The 18797-nt window shown below is 68.1% G+C and carries 14 protein-coding genes and 1 pseudogene; 11 read left to right on the top strand and 4 right to left on the bottom strand.

The window, feature by feature from the left end:
* The first annotated feature begins 2 nt into the window (after window positions 1-2).
* Entirely contained in the window at window positions 3-1550 is a 1548-nt protein-coding gene (locus tag CACI_RS34395) for a hypothetical protein (RefSeq protein WP_015795508.1), read from the top strand.
* Between the two features lie 390 nt (window positions 1551-1940).
* Here CACI_RS34395 and CACI_RS51680 read toward each other — a convergent pair whose 3' ends face one another.
* A complete protein-coding gene (locus CACI_RS51680) occupies window positions 1941-3539 on the bottom strand; it encodes a serine/threonine-protein kinase (RefSeq protein ID WP_015795507.1) in 1599 nt (532 codons plus the stop codon).
* A 280-nt stretch (window positions 3540-3819) separates the two neighbouring features.
* On the opposite strand from CACI_RS51680, the gene CACI_RS34385 reads away from it, so the two are divergent.
* The 9 genes and pseudogenes from CACI_RS34385 to CACI_RS34350 all read left to right on the top strand — a co-directional run bounded on the left by CACI_RS34385 (window position 3820) and on the right by CACI_RS34350 (window position 16274).
* Complete coding sequence (locus CACI_RS34385; protein ID WP_015795506.1) at window positions 3820-4545, top strand: hypothetical protein; 726 nt, start codon at window positions 3820-3822, stop codon at window positions 4543-4545.
* Window positions 4542-4961 carry a hypothetical protein gene (locus CACI_RS34380; RefSeq protein ID WP_015795505.1) on the top strand — a complete coding sequence of 140 codons (420 nt, stop codon included), beginning with the start codon at window positions 4542-4544 and terminating at the stop codon, window positions 4959-4961. The genes CACI_RS34385 and CACI_RS34380 overlap by 4 nt, the downstream gene beginning before the upstream one ends.
* Window positions 4961-5863, top strand: a complete 903-nt coding sequence (locus CACI_RS34375) for a hypothetical protein (protein WP_015795504.1) — start codon at window positions 4961-4963, stop codon at window positions 5861-5863. Before CACI_RS34380 ends, CACI_RS34375 begins: the two co-directional genes overlap by 1 nt.
* Window positions 5856-7118 (top strand): OmpA family protein, encoded by a 1263-nt coding sequence (locus CACI_RS34370; protein ID WP_015795503.1) that lies wholly within the window; start codon window positions 5856-5858, stop codon window positions 7116-7118. Before CACI_RS34375 ends, CACI_RS34370 begins: the two co-directional genes overlap by 8 nt.
* 473 nt (window positions 7119-7591) lie before the next feature.
* Window positions 7592-10036 carry an ATP-binding cassette domain-containing protein gene (locus tag CACI_RS34365; protein ID WP_143765507.1) on the top strand — a complete coding sequence of 815 codons (2445 nt, stop codon included), beginning with the start codon at window positions 7592-7594 and terminating at the stop codon, window positions 10034-10036.
* 936 nt (window positions 10037-10972) lie between these two features.
* On the top strand, window positions 10973-11437 hold the full coding sequence (locus CACI_RS50535; RefSeq protein WP_143765506.1) for a hypothetical protein: 465 nt from the start codon (window positions 10973-10975) through the stop codon (window positions 11435-11437).
* An 83-nt stretch (window positions 11438-11520) separates the two neighbouring features.
* Window positions 11521-12566 (top strand): annotated as a pseudogene (locus CACI_RS34360) (IS630 family transposase).
* 382 nt (window positions 12567-12948) lie between these two features.
* Window positions 12949-14505: a Na+/H+ antiporter gene (locus CACI_RS34355; protein WP_223297338.1), complete on the top strand. Its 1557-nt coding sequence runs from the start codon at window positions 12949-12951 to the stop codon at window positions 14503-14505.
* A 254-nt stretch (window positions 14506-14759) separates the two neighbouring features.
* Window positions 14760-16274, top strand: coding sequence for a hypothetical protein (locus tag CACI_RS34350; protein WP_015795498.1), 1515 nt, complete (start codon window positions 14760-14762; stop codon window positions 16272-16274).
* Between the two features lie 61 nt (window positions 16275-16335).
* On the opposite strand, the gene CACI_RS34345 is transcribed toward CACI_RS34350, so the two are convergent.
* Complete coding sequence (locus tag CACI_RS34345; protein WP_015795497.1) at window positions 16336-16794, bottom strand: BP74-related protein; 459 nt, start codon at window positions 16792-16794, stop codon at window positions 16336-16338.
* Between the two features lie 155 nt (window positions 16795-16949).
* On the opposite strand from CACI_RS34345, the gene CACI_RS34340 reads away from it, so the two are divergent.
* Entirely contained in the window at window positions 16950-17438 is a 489-nt protein-coding gene (locus CACI_RS34340; RefSeq protein ID WP_015795496.1) for a hypothetical protein, read from the top strand.
* 250 nt (window positions 17439-17688) lie between these two features.
* Here CACI_RS34340 and CACI_RS34335 read toward each other — a convergent pair whose 3' ends face one another.
* Both CACI_RS34335 and CACI_RS34330 read right to left on the bottom strand, forming a co-directional pair.
* On the bottom strand, window positions 17689-18360 hold the full coding sequence (locus CACI_RS34335) for a hypothetical protein (RefSeq protein ID WP_015795495.1): 672 nt from the start codon (window positions 18358-18360) through the stop codon (window positions 17689-17691).
* 47 nt (window positions 18361-18407) lie between these two features.
* Entirely contained in the window at window positions 18408-18782 is a 375-nt protein-coding gene (locus tag CACI_RS34330; protein ID WP_015795494.1) for a Rossmann-fold NAD(P)-binding domain-containing protein, read from the bottom strand.
* Window positions 18783-18797 lie beyond the last annotated feature (15 nt).

Raw genomic sequence — 18797 nt, 5'->3', positions numbered from 1 at the left:
AGATGAGCCCGGAAACGGAACGTATCAGGGCAGTGCTGCTCGGGCTCGAAGGCCGGGCCAGGGCGATGCCGCTGGTCGATCTCGGAGAGCGGCTGTGGGCCGACTACGTCCGGACGGGCGTGGGTTCCACAGCCGCGCATCCCTTCCTGACGGAGATCGTCGAGGCCATGGAGGAGGCGCGCTGCCACTTCGAGCCGGACGACCCGGTACGGCACCGGGCCACCGTCCTGCTCGGGATAGGCCAGTGCCTGAGCTTCGCCTTTCACGACGGTGCGACCGCCGATGCGGACAGTGGTACAGCTCTGCTCGAGGCGGAGCTCGACGGCGCCGCGACGCTGTCCGGTCTGTCCGCGGTGGCCCGGGTCGCGGTGAGTTTTGCGGCCTTGCGCCGAGTCCAGTTCGTTCTTCAGGAGCCGGACAGACTTGCGGCGCTGCTCGGGCACGGCACGCCGACTGATCTCGCCGAACACCTCGACCGGGCTGACTCCCGCCTGAGTGAGCTGTCTGCGGCCCGGAGCCAGGCGCAACTTGCCGCGGGCGCGGCCGGGATGCGCACCGCCGTTGGCGCGCTGCGGCGGCTTTTGGCCGTGCTCGGCTCGCCGGACCCGACAACCCCCGCCGAGATGATGCCGGAGCTGACGCGGATCTTGAAAGACCTCAAGCAGATCGATCTGGTGGGGATACGGCTCGGCGACGTCCGTGTCGAGGATACGGAGTGGACCACCGACCCCCGAATTCCCTGGCCTGTCGAGCTTTTTCAGGGAGAGCCGGAAACACGTCCGCATGTCGCGCACGTCCGTCCTGTGCTCGCGGTCGACGTCGACGTGCTGCGTCGCAACGTCCGTTACTTGATCGGCGCCGGCCGCGATCCCCATGTCGATGACGATCCTTATGCGACGGCGGTGGGTTTCCTGCAAGCCGAGGAACCGCCCGCATGGGTTGATCGCTTCGTAGCGGCTGCGGCGGCAGTGGTGCATAGCGCCGAAGCGCCGTCCGGCCTCGATCGGTTCCTCCTCGCGGTCGCCCTGCACCTCCGCGGCCGGTGGGACGACGGCGGATGGGACGGTGTCGAGAAGGACGCGCCGGGCGGTACCCCCGACGGTGACGTACAGGCGTCGGTCCGGCATTTGCTGGCCGCGGCCGAAGATATCGTGAGCGAGGACCCCGACGGTGTTCCGGCGCTCGTCTACACCGCAACCCTGTCTCCGGAGGGCACGCTTGCGGAGCTGGGATCCCGGCTGGCGCCGCTGTCCGAGGATCTGCGGGCGGTGGGTGCCAGTGCGTTGCGGTTCGCCGAGCCCGTGCGCGGGCTGTGGTGGAACGCCGTGGAGGGCCGGTTCGAGGCATCGGGTGGCTGGATGCCGGCTGGCTCCGCTGTCCTCCTCGACGGGACGGACGAGATCTCGCAGAATCCCGCGAAGCCGTCGGTCTCCGACCAAGCCGATGACGGTCTCGAGATCCGCGTCGCCCATGTTGCGTCATTGTCACAACTCAGAAGCCTGGCTCATCGCGAGCCGCACACTCCTGGAAACCGCCCGTCTTCGTCGTGAACCCCCGGTGCGACCGGAAGTGGCCCGCGGCCGGAGGGCCTGCTGGAAATCGCCAGCGGCGAGCGGCTCGCCTGGGACGACGGCATCGCCGTCTCAGGCGGCCTGGCAATCCTGCAGCCGGACCACCTCATGCCGTTGGCGGATCGCCTGCTGTCCGCCGGGTTTACCGGCGTCGTCGGCTGGCGCCGCCCGGTCCCCGAATCTCTGGCCGGCGGTCGCCGGCTACCCGGTCCACGCGGAGCTCGACGCCGGGCGCAGCACGGGCGAGGCTGTCCACGAGGTTCGGTGCCGTCTGCGCGACCTCGATCCGGGTCCCCTGCCTCCGCTGATCGCCGCCGCGCCGAACGGGCCGGATCTGGCGATCCGGCCCGTGGTCGTCCCGGCGCGTCCCTAATCCATCTTCAGCAAATCCTTCGCCTCAGCGGGCTTGAACCCCTGAGCGAGCAACTGCTGATACGGACTCGATACCTGGGAACTGAATTTCGCGATCTGCTTGATCGGGTGCACAGTGTAAACATCGACCTTAGGGCCGCCATCACTTGTGATGCAGACGCGATCGTCACACGATGTCCACTGCGGCCAATAGAACGAGGCGCCGAAATACGCATACATCGCGGGTGACCCGTCCTGGGCATCGGTCGGCCACCGATCAGGTCCGAGGGACGTCGTCAACTCTGCGACCGGAGCAGTCGTCGTGGGCTGCGTCGGTGTGGGCGTCGGGATGGGCGACGGCGTCGGCGTCGGCGTCGGCGTGGGCGTCGCGGGTTGGAGCGTGGGCGTGGCGGACGCTGTCGTGGCGGTCGTGGGTGCCGCCGAGGTCGAGGCGGCCGGTGGGGGTACCGTGACAGGCCGAGCCGGAGTCGGCAGTGTGGCCGCGGTGATGAGGAGATCGGCCAGCGCCAGAACGAGCGTGCCGGCCAGCCACCGCGGCAGGATCATGTCCGAACGTGCCGGGTGAGCCGGTTCTGGAATCTTCAGCGACATCTTTAGACGCTCGCCGATGGCATCGAGCCGGGTCGCCAGGGCGTCGGCCTCCGGCCGGCGGTCCGGGTCGCCGTCCAACGCCTCGGCCAGAAGCGGACGGATCCACTCCGGACATTCCGACAGATCCGGTGCCCCGGGTCCGCCGGCGACGGCGGGCATCGGATGCCGCCCGGTCGCTGCGAAGACCATGCTCGCGGCCCACCCGTAGATGTCGGCGGCTGCGGATCCGCAGCCTTCCGGCGCGGCATAGCCCTTGGAGTCCACCGTGCTTCCGTTCCGCAGCTCGAACGGCGTGCGATGCCCCAGTTCGGCGATCCCGCCGATCCCGTGGTCGCGGAGAATGACGGTCTCCGGACAGACGGCTTCGTGAACAGCGTGCCGACCGTGGATCTCCGCGAGCGCAGCGACGGTTCCCCGAGCGGCCTGGAAGAGCTCGTAATCCCGCAACGGCAGGACTCCTTCTCCATGCGGTGCGACCCGCCGGAGGAGGGTCGTGCCCGCGAAGTACTCGGTGACCAGGTAATACAGGTTCCGTATGCGTCCGTCGGCCAGAACCTTCCCCACATACTCGGAGTCGATCGACTTCAGGACGCTCGCCTCGTATTGAAGCCGCTGGATGGCGACGCCGGCGCCGAAATCGCTGCGCTGGTCGATCAGCCGCAGCGTGCCGTGCCGGCCGAGGGCGTCGCGCACCTCGAACCGGTATCCGCCGCGCGCGGTCATGCCGAGCACCTGCCACCCGCCGACGAAGTCGCCGACCCGGGGCACCCGGCGCGGGGCGTCCATGACCCCGGCGCGCATCCGCATGGCGGCGATGAACAGCCCGATCACCACGCCGAAGATCGCGCCGAGCCTCATGCCGGTGTCCGCGCCGGCGGTCCCGTCGCGCACATACCCGAGCAGCGCGTCGACGGCCGCCATGCCGGCGTCGGTCAGACCGGTCACCGCGGCGATCTGCCCGACCACCGCGACCGGTCTCGCGGTCGATTCCCATACCTGTGGCACTGTGCCCCTCCTGCTGGGTGCTCTCGACGTACGCGGGATTCCGGCGCCGCTGTCCGCTCCGGCGGCTACGGCGCCGAATAGGGATTCCCCGTGCGGGATTCTGTGCCGCCGACAGCCGCGCCGGGTGCGAATCAGCGGCCTGAAGGTCTCTGACGGACGAATTCCAGAAGATGCGACTTCGGGGCGGCGGGACATGTGGATCCGGGTGAGTTGCGAGCGGTCCGTCAGACCCTTGGCGCTGATTCATTCACAGGAATTACACGCCCGGGGAGGATCGCCGATGGCCGGGGACCAGCAAGAGGAACATCCGCAATACCGGCGCTGGACGGCCAGGCCCGCCGCCCCCGTGCTGTACGGGGTGCTCGCCCGGCTCTCCGACTGGCTCAACGGACGCCGTGACGCCGAGGGCGGCCTGCCCGACATCCGCGACGCCCGGGAGGGCGGCCCGGCGCACACCCCGTCGGAGCGCCTGCTGCGTGCGCGCGGCGAGGTCCAGAAAGGGCGCGAGGACCTGAAGTTCGCTAAGTGGCGCGCCCAGCGCGGGCACAAGAGAGGTCTGGACAGCTTGAGGCTGCAAGTGAAGGAAGCCGAGGAGCGGCGCGACGCCAAGCTTCAGGAATTCAACGCCATCGAGGTCGAGCTGCCGGCCGCCGCGCTGCGGAGCCGCCGGTCCGGGGAGGTGGGGACCAGCGAGGCGAGGACCAGCGAGGCGGTCGTCGCCAGCCGCCGGACGGCCGAGCACGCGGCCAGGCGCCGCCGCGCCGAGTCCGAGTACCAGAAGGCAGCCGAGGAGGCTGCCGCGGCCCGGGCGGATCTTGAACGGTTCCAGGCCGGGGTCGACCTGGAGCAGAACGTGCTGGAAACCCGCAAGCGGCTGATCGACCGGCATGGCGACCGGCGGAGTGTGTCCTACATGCGAAGTCTGATCCGGTCGCACCGCAACGGGCCGGAGGTCCTTGACGAGCTGGCTCGCCGTCATCAGAACCCTGAGGGGAGTACGAAATGATCGTCAATCGACGGTGGCCGGGCCGGATCCCCGGCCTAGACGCAATACCGGAGTGGGCCGATCCGGCTCGGGTCCTGTCCGCGTCCTTCACGGAGTACTACGACCGCGAAGTGAGGCGCCGCGTGGACCAGCTCGGCAGCGGGGTTGACTTCGGCACCGGCCACGTCCTGGACGGGACCGTCAAGGCCTGGCTGTGCGGCTGGCTGTCGGCCGCGGAGCGCGACTACGAGGGCCGGCGGGAGACCGCCGAACTGGAGGTCGACCGCGCGCGGGCTCGAGTCGAACCGCTCGTCATGGCGCTGCGCACCGACGCCTCGGAGATCGAGGACGCCACGACGGCCCTGGAGGAGGCACGTCAGCGGATCCGAAGCCTGGCTCCCGCCCGGCGGCGCGCTCGGGAAGCAGGGGGACTGTGATGGCGACCTTCACACAGCGGTTGCGGCTGGCAACCGAGTCGCTGTGGGGACGGCACGATACCGCCGCGGTCATGACGTTCCACAAGCCGCCCCGGCTGGCGGTGGACCGCAGAGGCGTGACGGCCGTCGTGATCATTCTCCTCCTGGGGGCGATCGCCGACTACATCGCCTTCGAGCAGGCGATCGGGACCCAGATGAGGGATCTCGGCGACTGGCAGGTGCGGTCTTTGGTGTCGGGAATTATCGGCATCGCCCTGGCTCTGGCACACCAGGGCGGGGTCGCGCTGCGCGACCGGTCGGACAACATCGGCAGGGGACGGGGTGTGATCGCGGCTTGTGTCATCCTCTGTTGGGCCGGCCTCGGCGTCATGGCTTTCGTGATCCGCTGGCGCAAGCCCGCGACGGCATCCAACGGCGGTAGCGTCCTGGGGCAGGCGGCACCGGCCGCCGATCACAGCGGCGGGGCGAGCCCGCTGGTGGTCGCCCTGCTGTTCCTGGCGCTGTACCTCGCCACCGGCGCCCTCACTATCGTCACCGCGTACGTCGAGCATGACGCAGCCCGTACCGACTATCGCAGAGCCCGCAGCCGGTTGATCAAGGCACAGTGGCGGAGCCACCGCAACAACTCCGCGCATGCCCTCGCCGTCGGCGCCCTGGACCGCGCGATCGGGCGCGAAGAGCACGACAAGACGCGGTACAAGGCCCAGGGCACCGCTCTGAAGGCGTTCGCCGCCGAACTCGAAGAGCTCGTGCGGCAGTGCATCGCCGTCCGGCTCCAGGATCCGGCCGCCACCGACGGCCTGTTCCCGCCCCCGTCCGCCGTCTCGGACAAGGCCAAGTCTCGTGGCTCCGGATCCGACGACTTCGATTCTCCCTTTAAGGACGATCCAGACCATGAATGAAATCGTCTCCGAGTCTGTCCGGGACCGCCGGTCCCCGATGTTCCCGCGCGCCATGGCCCTGTGCATGGCGGCGGCGGTGCTGTGCGCCGGGTGCGGGGGCGGGTCGAAGAAGCACTCCGTCGCGCAGGCTTCCCAGCCGTCGAGCGCGTGTGGGGCCGCGGAGAGCGGCGCCCCGGTGGGTTTGGTCCTCGGGCTGCGTGCCAACAGCCCGAAACCGGTGCTCCCCGGTGACTTCGCCGATCAGGTCACCGCGCTGATCACCGCGGCGGCGAAGGCCAAGCCGGCGGCGCCCGTGGTGGTCACCGAACTCGACGGGGTTCCCCATCTGGCGTACGACGAACCCTTCGCCACGACCGCGAAGGGCAGCATCGGGATCAAAACGGAGCGTGACCAGTACGTGTCCTACGTGAACACGGTCGCGTCGTCCTTGAAACCCTCGCAGCCGCAGGCCGACGACCTGATGGCGATCCGCAAGACGACCGATCAGATGAAGCACCGGGGAACCCTGATCGTGGCCGACTCCGGACTCCAGACGTCCGCGCCGCTGGACTTCCGGACCCCGGGGTTGCTGGAAGCCACTCCCGCAGAGATCGCGACGTCCTTGTCGAACAGCGGTGAGCTGCCCGATCTGCACGGGATACGAGTGGTCTTCGTCGGCGTCGGCCAGACGGTGACCCCTCAGCCGGACATCGGTCAACCGCTGATCACGAACCTGAAACACATCTGGCAGACGCTTCTGGTGAAGGCCGGCGCGTGCGACGTCTCCTTCGAGCCGGACGCGAGCCTGGCGGACAGCTCGACGGCGGGTTACCCAGCCGTCGGTCTCGTCCCGTTGCCCGCCCCGCCGAAGCCCGGGCCATTCTGCGGCACGACCGTCTTCGCGGACAGCGGGACCGTCGGTTTCGAACCGGACACGACGCAGTTCCGCGACCCCGCGGCAGCGCACACCACGCTCGCGAACTATGCGGCGACGGTCAAACCGTATCTTCCCGGCGCCACCATAGAGGTCGTCGGGACCACCGCGACGTGGGGAGACGAAGCCGGTCGGCTGAAGCTGTCGGCCGAACGGGCCCAGGCCGTCGTCGACGAACTGGTGACGCTCGGTATCCCGCGCGCCAACCTGAAGCCCGAGGGCGTCGGGACCCACTGGTCGACGCACGTCGACGACGTCACCAAGAACGGCCTGAACCCGGTGCTCGCCGAGCAGAACCGGTCGGTCGTGCTCGTGGGCCACTGCGGCGGCTCGGCCTCCTGATGGTCCACTGGCGTCTCCGCAGCCGCGCGACTCGGCCGTACACGCCGGTCGGAGCGGTCTACTACGGTCCGTTCGCCCGTTTCGCCGACTGGTACCACGGTCGGCGGGACGGGCGGGCGCCGCTCCCGGATCCGGAACTGGTGGAGCGGTCGACCCCGACCCGGGACTACCTCGCCGAGCGGACCCGTGACGCGTACGAGCACGAATACCTGTGGTACGAGCGCGACCGGGCACGCGTGGCCGAGGAGTTGGCCTCGACCTCCATCAGGATCCGGCAGACTCGCGAGCGGGTCACGACCGTACGGGCCGAGCAGCAGCGGAATGTGCTGGAGGATGCCGGCCGGCTCGGCCGGCGCGCCGGCGAGTGGGTGACGGACCCGCGGGTCGTCAAGGGCCGGCGGCGGGCCGAGCAGGCGTGGCGGAACCGGCAGGCCCAGGCGGCGATAGCGGCCGTGGTCGCTGAGGCCGAGGCGTTGGAGGCGCACCGCGCCCGGCTCGAGGACGATCTCGCGCGGCGCGCGGCGGTGGCCCGGGCCCGCGTGACCCGGTTGCGAGAACACTGCTCGCAGCGACTGTCCGCCTACCGCCGCACGCTGCTGCGATACCACCCGGAAACAGGCTGGGCGAGTGTAGTCATCGACGCTGTGCCGCCGGATCTGCCCGGCTGGCTCCCGCCGGCATCGCCGGCGCCGAGCCGTGCCGTCCGGAGGCCGGTGGCCGGTGCGAGAACGGCTTCGCGGCGACCGGGCGCTCTGCGCGACGTGGCGGTCATGGATCTCGCGGCGCTGCCGGGAAGCGCACTGACCTTCGGTTCGGCGGCGTCGGGCCCCGGCCTGCTCGCGGACCCGGCCGTCCCCGGACGCTTCTTCGCCCTTCACTGGCAGGGCGACGCCGGCTACGTGCTGCACGTGCTGGAGAAGGCCGACATCGGTCCGTACGTGGAGGGGCGCGCGGTCACCTCCCGCACGCTGCCGTTGCGGCCCGGCGCCACGATCGGCCTGGCCGGCACCAGCCTGCAGCTGCTGCCCGACGGGCGCGTGGAGCGCGTCACCGACAAGGGGCGCCTGGTCGTCGGCGACCTGAACCATGTGCGCCGTGACGGCAAGAGCCTGCTCACGAACGTCTCCTTCGCTCAACCGGGCGGGACGGTCACCGCTGTCATCGGTCCCTCCGGCGCGGGCAAGACTTCGTTGTTCAGCGCGATTCTCGGCGAGCTCGGCGAGACGGCCAAGGGATCCATCGTCTTCGACGACCGGCCGGTCATCGGGCGGACCGAGGAGATCCGCCACTTGATGGGATTCGTGCCGCAAAGCGAGGACTTCCATCCGGCACTCACGGTCGACCAGGCGCTGACCTTCGCTGATCGGCTCCGGAACTCCTCTCCCGGCGCGCGGGCCAGCCGCGCCGGCCGTGTCCTCGGCATCTGTGAGCGCTTGCACTTGGAGGAAAGACAGCACAAACGTATCCAGACGCTCTCAGGCGGGGAGAGGAAGCGGCTGTCGATCGCGCTCGAGCTGATCAAGCATCCCCGCCTCATCATGCTCGACGAGCCGACATCGGGCCTGGACACCGGTCTGGACGGCGAGGTCATGGAGATCCTGGCGGATGTGGCAGGAACCGGCTGCACCGTCGCGGTGACGACTCACGCCGTCGAGCATCTTGACGCCGCGGACAACGTCCTGGTGGTCGGGCCTGAAGGGCGGGTCGTGTTCTTCGGGCCTCCGGCGGACGTGCTGGGAACGCTCGGGTTCGAAGAAGAGGGTTACAGCGGCCTGATGAACTGGCTGCGAACCGGGGACCTCGCCATGGCCGCGAGTGCCTACGCGGACAGCCCTGCGGCGAAGGAGGCGCGTGACGAAGCCCGCCACGCGATGGCGCAGCAGAATCGGCACATCCGCGCCGGGGGGCCCGGATCCGGACCTCTCGGAGGTGGGAACGCCGAGACGCGTGGTAGGGGATCCGCGCTGGACCGGTTGGGCGCCGGGGTCAGCCGTCTGATCCGGGACGCCGGGCAGCGCGCGGCGCTCCCTCGCGGCCGGAACCTGTGGGCCGAGACCGCGGTGCTCGTCCATCGACAAGCATCCCTCCTCCTTGCCCGGGGCCGTACAGAGCTAGACGCAAGGCTCACCGAGCGCTTCAAGGCGTTGCTGCAGCTTCTCGCGCCTTTCCTCATCGCCGGCGCGGGGGCGGTCTTGGCTGCCTTGGCCGCGGGGAAGGGGGGCCTCCGGTCGTATTCCGCAAGCGGAGGCTCACCCACCGCCGCACTGAGCTTCCTGGTGACGGTGTGCGTTCTGACCGGCCAGGCCCTGACCTACAGCGACATCGTCTCCGAGGTAGGGGTGATCAGGCGGGAGTGCCGGACGGGATGCCGTCCCGTGAGCGTGATCCTCGCCAAGTGGCTCGTGTTCTCGCTCATGGCCGCCGTCCAGGCCGCGTTGGTGACCCTTGTCTTCGTTCTGTGGCGCGGGGCTCCGGTGTCTTCGGTCGCGGTGGGAGGAACCGCGGACCTCTTCATCGGCCTGGCCGCCATGGCCGTCGCAGCGGTCTCGGTGGGTCTGCTGGTCTCGGCCCGTGCGGCCCGGCTCGAGCAAGCCGTCGGGCTGGCCACAGGGGTCGCCCTCATCCAAGTGGCGCTCAACGGGGTGACGATCGGCCTGAAAGGGCCGACGAACTGGATCGGCTACATCGCCCCCTCGCGCTGGGGCATGGCGGCGCTCGCCTCGAGTACGAACCTCAACAGCCTCGCCCGGCCGCCCGCCGGCACCGCGGCCCAGATGAGCGGGCATTCCGACCGAATGTGGGCTCACACGCAAGGTCATTGGCTGGTCGGATTGACGATGCTCGGCCTTTTCTCCGTCCTCTGTGTCATCTTGGCCGTCCTCGCGCTGAAAGTACGACTGCGAAAATCAGAGCGCTGATCGCGGCACTCCGGCTGACAGCAATCGGGTCTAGCGTTGCAAGATTTGGCAGGTTCGTGGGTCTCAGGGTGCTCCTGACTTTGAATGTGTGATGTCGTCGCGGGTCAGGGCGAATGGATGACCAGGCCGGTTTCGGCGAGGCAGCCGGCTCCGCTTGATCAGCGACCAGATGCCCTGGTCGGGTTGATCTCCAGCGTATATTTGGGCAATGCCACCAGGGTCAGCCCGTCGTGTTCGGCGGTGAATTCGATAATCCCGGCCATTCCGCGGGTACGTGCATCGTCCCAGATGACGATCCCGGGGCACGTTGGCCACGCGCCGGCCTTGATTAGCCGGGGGAGCTGTCACGCTGTCGGTTCATCGACCTAGACGATCTTGCGACGGTTTAGACGCCGCGCCCATCGATGACGCTCGGTCTGGCGGTCCAGCCCGGTCCGATGCTCACGGTGGCGTCGCTGTTGGCCCACGCCAGTGACAGATTGCCAGGTGCCGGCGCGGCACCAAGCGCGGCGTCGAGGCCGGCCGCTGCGGTCTGTACGCGGACCACGCTCACGGCGACTCGTCGGTCTGCAAGGCGCGGGCGGCGATGTCGCCGACTTCACTGCGCCGCAGGACGCCAGGTCGGCAGCGGTCGGGTCGTCGCCAGCCTGCACCGTGATGCCAGCGGCGCCGACGGCGGTCCTTAGGCGAAGGGCGGCCTGGCCGGTGCCGTCGATGACGACCGCGGGGTCGGTGAGCGTTCTGTCGACCAGGTCGAACCGGATCGTGGCGGTAATTACCGTCCCGTCGCTGCGCATGGCCGTCAAGGAAATGATTCCGGGCGGCGCGGCACTCACAGCCTCCTAACTTCGATGAGGCGAACTTCGACCGTGGCACTTGGAGCTGATTATCTCCATTGAGCCTGGAACGCCTTCCGCTACGGTGTAGCTTCGTGGCATGTCGCTTCCCATCGCATGGGGTGATGTGGCCACATGGGCCACAGGAGCAGCAGCCACTGTCGGGATAGTTGTCACCATAAGAGCGCAGAGAAAAACAAACGACGCGGCACAGAGACCTGCCGCTGTCGCTGAACGCGAGATCTCGGACCAGCGTCAGGCCGCCGCTGAAACCCGTCAGAGTTTATCGGATGCCGAGCAGCCTTGGCCTCAGCTCGTTCTACAGCGGGGCACCGGTGAGGCCTATCTGTTGCGCAACATAGGTAGCGCTATCGCTATCGGAGTCACAATCGACCGGCGGAACCTGGCGCCCGAGACCGGTAAAACTCCCGCAGGGATAGCATTGCGTCCACAGGAGTCCGCAAAAATGATCTTGCTTGGATCGCTGGGCCGCCCTTTGCCGGATGAGATCTGGGTCACCTGGGACGGTCAAAACACCCCTGTCGCGCTGCCCATGCCCACCTAGTGCGCTGGTTCGGAGATTGCGAGCGAGCTGGCGTTTGGGTGGTTTGATCGCGATAGATTCCGGTGTGACGGTGTGCTGATGACATGCCTGATCCGAGATTGGCGCCACTGATCCTGTCCGAGGCCGAACGGCGGACGTTGGCTGGCGGGGAGTCTCGCCGCTCGACCGCGCAAGGTCTAGCGCTGCGGGCGCGGTTCGTCTTGGCCTGCGCCGTCGGTGAGAACAACACGCAGGTTGCGGCGTGAAGGTCGCCCACTCCACGGTGCGGCGGTGGCGGACCCGGTTCCGGGCCGATCGTCTGGACGGGCTGGTTGACGAGCCGCGTCCGGGGGTGCAGCGCACCTGGGAGCAGGCGCCCGAGGGCGGGACCCACTGGTCGAAACGAGAGCTGGCCGTCCGGGTGCGGATCTCGCCGTCGTCGGTGCTGCGGATCTGGCACGTCTTCGGGCCGCAACCGTGGCGCACCGAGGTCTTCAAGATCTCCCTGGACCCGCTGCTCATCGACAAGATCCGGGACATCGTAGGACTGTATCTGGCCCCGCTGGCCAACGCCGCGGTGTTCGCCGTCGACGAGAAGCCCCAGATCCAAGCCCTGCAACGCACCGCCCAGGTATTACCGATGCTGCCCGGCACCTCCGAGCGGCGCAGCTTCGACTACGGCCGGCACGGCACCCTCGATCTGTTCGCCGCCCTAAACACCGCCACCGGCCAGGTCATCGGCAAACTCTCACTCCCGACGCTGCGCAATTGACTTCCGGGACTTCCTGAACGGCATCGCCCGCCAGGTCGCACCCGACATCCACGTCATCTGCGACAACCTCTCTCCCCACAAGGCGCCGGTGGTGCACTGCTGGCTGCTGGGCCATCGGGCCGTCCACGCTTCCAACTGCACTTCGCCCCCACCTACTCCTCCTGGATCAACCAGGCCGAGCGATGGTTCGCCGAGCTGCTACGCCGGTGCCCGGAACATGAAGTGTTCTGCTCACTGCAAGCTCTCACCACAACCGTGGAAGTCTGGATCGAAATCTGGAACAAGGAAGCCAGATCCTTCATCTGGACCAAGACCGCAGACCAAATCACCGACCGGATCTGCCGCTACTGCTCTCGCATCTCCGAACCAGTTCACTAGTCCCGCGCCACACGAAGACGCGAAGGGCTCGGCGCAGACGGGACTTTCGGCTTGCCGTGCCCAGGCGTGCCCGCCAGTTCAGCCGTATCCCGCGCCGTGCTCCCGCGAGGAATGTCCGTTTCAGGTTCACTGGCCCATCAGCGGCCGTCCTGCTCTGTTCGCGCGGGGAAGGCCCTGAGCCACAGGCGTCAGTGAGCCCGGCATCATCGGAATACAGGCTCCCGTTTCTGGACGCTGTCCCCGAACCGATGCGATTCCGGCGGCGCGTGTGACCCTTGTAGCGGGCGTGTGTGCTGATCGTTAGGCTCTAGGTTTAGGTGTGCCGGGAAGTCTGGTCGGCTCGGGGATTGTCTCCGGTGCCGGTCCAAGGTGCCGGTCCCCGATGAGCCGCATCGAGGTTTGGTTGATGGTGCACGCCGTGGGGATCGTGGTGATGCTGGTGGTGCTCGGCACCGCCGTGGCCACGTTCGCGGGGCGGTGGGGGATTCCGGCGCCGTCGCTGCTGGTGCTCGCCGGGATCGTCGTGGCGCTGGTTCCCGGGGTGCCGGCGATCCATGTGGCCCCGGATGTGATCGCGCTGGTGGTGTTGCCGCCGCTGTTGTACGCCTCGGCCGAGGAGATCTCGGCGCGGGATCTGCGCCGGGTGTGGGTGCCGGTGACCGTGCTGGCGCTGGGTCTGGTGCTGGCGACGGCCGCGGTGATCGCTTCGCTGGCCCTGGCGCTGACGGCGCTGTCCGGGGCGATGGCGTTCGTGCTGGGAGCGGTGCTGGCCTCCACCGATCCGGTGGCGGTCACCGCACTGGGCCGTCGGCTGTCGCTGCCGGCGCGGATCCAGGTGCTGGTGCAGTCCGAGAGCCTGTTCAACGACGCTACCTCGCTGGTGCTGTTCAAGGTGGCGGTCGCGGCGGTCGTGGCCGGCGGGTCGGTGAGCCTCGCCGGGGCGGCGGGACGCTTCCTGCTCCTGGCCGGTGGCGGTATCGCGGTGGGTCTGGCGCTGGCCGCGTCGGTGGCGCTGGTGCGTACGCGCACCACCGATCCGGTGCTGGACACGGTGATCGCCCTGGTCGCCCCCTACGCCGCGTACCTGCTGGCCGAGTCGGTCGACGTGTCGGGGGTGACGGCGGTGGTGGTGGCCGGGGTCGCGGCCGGAAGCCTCGGACACCGGGTCTCCGATGCCCGCACCCGGCTGCATGTGCAGACCGTGTACGCCGTGGTGGTCTTCGGGCTGGAATCCGTGGTGTTCGCGCTGATCGGCCTGGAGTTGCCGACACTGGTACGGGATCTGGGACCGGGGAACTCCTGGTGGCCGGGGCAGGCGGCAGTGCTGGCAGCGGCACTGATCGGAATCAGGATGCTGTGGGTATGGCCGACGACGGCCTGGGCCGGCCCGACCCGCCGGTACCCGACCTGGCCGCTGGTCCGCGTGGTGACCTGGTCCGGAACCCGGGGCGTGATGCCGCTGGCCGCAGCGCTGTCGATCCCCCTGGTCGCCGCCGACGGCACACCGCTGCCAGGCCGGGGACTGGTGCTCGTACTGACCACGGCGGTGGTAGCGGCCACGCTGACCGTGCAGGGCCTGAGTCTGGCCGGCATGGTGAAAACCTCGGGCCTGGCCGTCGCCACAGAGCATGCCGCAGCCAAGGAGCAGGCAGCACTGGCAGCAATGAACGAGGCCGCAGTGGCATATCTAGACGAGCTCGCAGCAGTCGGCGCAGTGAACGCAGTGGCGGTCGAACGACTCCGGCAGCGCTACGCCGAGCGCCTGGACCCCCAGACCGACGCCGGACTCCTGGACGACTTAGCTGCGCTGCGACGGGACGTCCTCAGCGTGCAATCCGAAGAGCTGCGCCGACTGTCCGCGCAAGAGCAGATCTCTGACGGCATGCGCCGCCGCTTGCAAGCCGACCTCGACCGCCGCGAAGCAGGACTGGACGCCTGAGGACGCATCCGCATCCGGGTCTGCCGCGGCCAGCGACTCGTACGCGTCGACGCCGCCGGGCAGGTGTGATCCTGCCCCTTGACACCCTTAGGTCACGTCCCCGATCCTGGAAGGCTGCCCTCGCGGAAGCCACCCGAAGTCGTTCGCGATAAGCAGAGTTTACCTAATCATCACTTATGTACCTCTTAACAGATCAAGGTTCTGATCTCAAACTCAATGATGACCCCCCACGTCATCAAGGAGAGATCAAGACAATGATCGACTCGGCCCTGCTCAAATCCAGATACGGCGCATCGATCGTGGCAGCGGCGACCGCTGCGGCGCTGGTGTGCGCCGGCGCGCTCGTCGTCGTCTCCGGCGGCCACGCGCACGCCGCCACCGCCAAGCACCGGGTGCTGTTCGACGACGCCCACGGCGAGACCGCCGGGAACGCCGACTGGATCATCAGCACCTCGATACCGGATCCGACTAAGCAGAACCCGTCACCGTCGGCGGAGACCGACTGGACCGGGGCGATCTCCTCCTGGGGCGTGGCCCTGCAGAAGACCGGCGACTACCAGCTCGACACGCTGCCCTCCGGCTCGGCCATCACCTACGGCACCTCGTCGGCGACCGACCTGGCCAACTTCGACGAGTTCGTGCTCCCGGAGCCGAACATCGTGCTCAGCACCGCGGAGAAGACCGCGCTGATGAAGTTCGTGCAGAACGGCGGCGGTCTGTTCCTCATCTCCGACCACACCGGCAGCGACCGGAACAACGACGGCTGGGACTCGCCCGCGATCATCAATGACCTGATGACCAACAACTCGGTCGACAAGACCGACCCGTTCGGGTTCAGCGTGGACCTGAAGAACATCGTCAGCGACACCCCCAAGGCCATCAGCGACTCCTCGAACCCGGTCCTGCACGGCACGTTCGGCACCGTCACCGGCAGCGTCATCTACAACGGCACCACCGAGACGCTCAAGCCCGCCGACAACCCGAACGTCAAGGGTCTGCTTTACGCCACCGGCTCCACCGCCGGCAGCACCATCGGCGCGTTCTTCACTACCAGCACCTTCGGCGCCGGCCGGGTCGCGATCTGGGGCGACTCCTCCACGATCGACGACGGCACCGGCCAGTCCGGCAACTCGCTGTTCGACGGCTGGAACGACCCCAAGGGCACCGACGCCCAGCTGGCCCTGAACGCCACCGCCTGGCTCGCCGGCAGCGGAACCACACCGCCCCCGTCCTCATCGAGCAGCACGCCCAGCACCCCGCCCTCCAGCAGCTCCTCAGCACCCTCGTCCTGCACCACAGCCCAAATCCTGGGCAACCCCGGCTTCGAAACCGGCACCGCCACCCCGTGGACCGCGACCTCCGGCATCATCAACAACGACACCACCAGCGAACCGGCCCACACCGGCTCATGGAACGCCTGGCTCGACGGCAACGGCTCCGCGCACACCGACACCCTCGCCCAAACCGTGACCCTGCCGACCGGCTGCAGCAGCTACCGGTTCGGCTTCTGGCTGCACACCGACACCGCCGAGACCAGCACCACCAAGGCCTACGACACCCTGAAGGTCCAGGTCCTCAACAGCTCCGGCACCGTCCTGGCCACACTGGCCACGCTCTCCAACCTGAACGCCTCCACCGGCTACGTCCAGCACACCTACGACCTGTCGGCGTACGCCGGGCAGACCGTGACGCTGAAGTTCACCGGCGCTGAAGACTACGAATACCAAACGTCGTTCGTCCTCGACGACACATCGATCGCCCTCAGCTAACGCTTCAAAGCGTGTTCGGGCCCTGTATTACAGGGCCCGGACACGCTGGGCACGTTGAGGCTTACGGCTGCACCGCCGAGATTTCCTTGACCAGGCGCGAAGACCAGTCGCACCAGACGTATCCGGGAAGGAAAGCTCCGCCGGCTTCGTCGAGGTGTTCCTCGACATAGGGGATCGTGGCGTCGCAGACCTCGATGGCGAAGTCGAAGAAGTGGACGGTGCTCGGCGTGAGGTGGTAGCTCCAACGAGGGTTGTATGGCGCCGTGCGGGACGTGATGCGTCCGATAACGTGCGGCCGGTCCGTTGTTCTGCCTGACAGCAGGTCCCGTGCGTGCTCGATCTCGGTGGGATCGTCCAGCCTCACGACAAACTGCTCGTGGGTGACGTCAGTCATGACGAAGTACGCCGCGTCGCTGTCCTTTGCGCGCGAGGCCGAGGCGGCGGACGCTGGCACAGCGGTGAGGGCGATCATCGCGACAGCGGCGAGTGCGCCGATGGCGGCTTTGAGGGTACGTTGCATGTTTTTTCCTTTATCGGGCGGTATTTCATACGCACCGTACCCGATCGGCGGCCAAAATTGATCTTGCTGGTGGAAGTGTCATCACCCTGCATAAGTGCGATTAGCGTGAGGCTTGTGTGCCGAACCGTGGCACACCTCTCAGTAGGCTGAGCACTATGCGCCGATCCCCGTACACCGACGACGTACAGATCGGTCCGTCGCCGTTCTGGGTCGGCCTCTTCACCGGCATCCCGGCCTTGGCGGCGCTGGGGCCGGCGATCCTGGTTCGGCACGACGGCGGCATCTGGTGGTTCATCGCGGTCGCGTTCGTCCTCATGGGAACGGCGGTCATGCGGAACTGCCTGAGGGTCCGCAGCGCCACCCTTTCGCAGCGCTCTGTGATCCGCTTCAAGGACTTCGACCTGGCGCTGCTGACTGAGGCCCGGCTGTTCCACGCCGCTGGGCGCGGTAACTCCTGGTGGGAGATGCGGCTGCGCGATGCCCGGGGGCGCCGGATGGTCATCCGGCTCAACGGGTTCCGCTCCACCGACCGGCAGCAATTCATGCGGGCGCTGCAGCCGTACCTGGACCGGCCTCAGGCGCAGGTGGAGGGGCCGTTCGCGGAGGCTTCGGCGGGCGGGCTCTGGTGGCCGCGGCGGGGCTGAGCGTCTGTCGGCGGTGTCGTTGCTGCTCGTGGTGACCGCGCGAAGCGTTGGGTGCTGTATGTGGTGCCCGTCGCTCCCGGCTATCGGCGTCGCTACAGATGTCGTTCCGGCAGAAGGCGAGCCGCCTGCACCGGCATCAAAGATCGTCAGCATCCGCCAGCGGTGATCTTGTTCAGGTTGTCTGCGTGCTCGACACGCTACACGGCTCCGCCGCCGCCGCGTAGCGTGTCGAGCTACTGCGCTATCCGGCTCAGCCCAGATGCGCGGTGTCGATGGTGATGTAGTTGCCAGTCATCGGGCTGGAGGTGATGGTGAAATAGCCGGTGTTGCCGTTCAAGTCCAGGTAGCACGTCATCGAGCCGACGCTGATGACAACCTCGCGTACCGGCTGCTTGGCGACCGCATCGCTGCACTGGGCCGCCGTGGGGTTCGTGGCCCCCGTCCATTCCGCCAGCTTCCCGGAGCTGGAGTAGACGAATCCGCCCTGGATGTAGATGGCTTCTGTGTTCGGTCCGGCTAGCACCGGTGGTGTGCGCGAGAAGTCGTATCCGATCGGTTGTGCGCCGGTTTCCGCTTCGGTGAGATGAAACCCCCGCACCAGCTGGGTGGACACACCCGACTTCGAGCTCGACATCGCCCCGCTCGCCACCGCTCCCGTGCCGCCGAGGACGGCCGCGGCAGTCGTCACGGCGATGACCGGGTGCACCGAGGCGAAGGTGAACAGTGGGCCGATGATCGGGATGGAGAACTTCAGATTGGTGTTCTTCTGCGTGGTGTTGACGGTCGAGTTGTCGCCGGCAGTGACAGTCACCGGCGATGAGTCCCGCGCGCTGTGGCGTCCGCTTTTCTGCGGAGGCAGGTAGGTGTTGTGCTGAGTGTTGCCGTCGCCAACTTGCGCGCCTTTGGCCTGACCGATCTTCATGGCTGACTCTCGCCTTCCCCCCGGCTCGCCGTCCCCTCGGCGGGCCCCTAATGGAATGTGTTGTGCTGCGTATTTCCGTCGCCGATCTGCACGCCGCGTGCTTCGCGCAGATCGAGCTGATACTTGCCGGACGTGCTGCCCTCCGGATCGGTCAGAGCCAGCAGGCGCCGCGCGTCGGCTAGCAGCCGCTCGTCGACAGCGCCGGCCACGACAAGCTCGTGCACCAACTCATCGGTGGAACCGCCACTGCCGCCCTCGATCGCCTGGAGCTGCGCCAGCGCTTCGCGCCGACCGGACAGCCGCCGAACGAGCACGTGCTTCAGCGCGCTGTACCCGTCGGACACCGCAGCCGTGGCAGTGTCCCCCAAGCCCGCACTGGCACCGGTGACCAGCGCCTGCACCACCAACGTCGCCGGATCCACCCCAGCACCTCCCCG

Origin of the sequence: Catenulispora acidiphila DSM 44928, from assembly GCF_000024025.1 — a bacterium.
In the GTDB taxonomy this organism is placed as follows: domain Bacteria; phylum Actinomycetota; class Actinomycetes; order Streptomycetales; family Catenulisporaceae; genus Catenulispora; species Catenulispora acidiphila.
The sequence above is the reverse complement of the archived record's forward strand: the minus strand, read 5'-3'. Positions and strand labels throughout refer to the sequence as shown.

Excerpts from the sequence above, each read along its gene's own strand:
- CACI_RS34395 (WP_015795508.1), top strand. The coding sequence starts at position 3 with ATGAGCCCGGAAACGGAACGTATCAGGGCAGTGCTGCTCGGGCTCGAA.
- CACI_RS34385 (WP_015795506.1), top strand. The coding sequence starts at position 3,820 with ATGGCCGGGGACCAGCAAGAGGAACATCCGCAATACCGGCGCTGGACG.
- CACI_RS34380 (WP_015795505.1), top strand. The coding sequence starts at position 4,542 with ATGATCGTCAATCGACGGTGGCCGGGCCGGATCCCCGGCCTAGACGCA.
- CACI_RS34375 (WP_015795504.1), top strand. The coding sequence starts at position 4,961 with ATGGCGACCTTCACACAGCGGTTGCGGCTGGCAACCGAGTCGCTGTGG.
- CACI_RS34370 (WP_015795503.1), top strand. The coding sequence starts at position 5,856 with ATGAATGAAATCGTCTCCGAGTCTGTCCGGGACCGCCGGTCCCCGATG.
- CACI_RS50535 (WP_143765506.1), top strand. The coding sequence starts at position 10,973 with ATGTCGCTTCCCATCGCATGGGGTGATGTGGCCACATGGGCCACAGGA.
- CACI_RS34355 (WP_223297338.1), top strand. The coding sequence starts at position 12,949 with ATGAGCCGCATCGAGGTTTGGTTGATGGTGCACGCCGTGGGGATCGTG.
- CACI_RS34350 (WP_015795498.1), top strand. The coding sequence starts at position 14,760 with ATGATCGACTCGGCCCTGCTCAAATCCAGATACGGCGCATCGATCGTG.
- CACI_RS34345 (WP_015795497.1), bottom strand. The coding sequence starts at position 16,794 with ATGCAACGTACCCTCAAAGCCGCCATCGGCGCACTCGCCGCTGTCGCG.
- CACI_RS34340 (WP_015795496.1), top strand. The coding sequence starts at position 16,950 with ATGCGCCGATCCCCGTACACCGACGACGTACAGATCGGTCCGTCGCCG.
- CACI_RS34335 (WP_015795495.1), bottom strand. The coding sequence starts at position 18,360 with ATGAAGATCGGTCAGGCCAAAGGCGCGCAAGTTGGCGACGGCAACACT.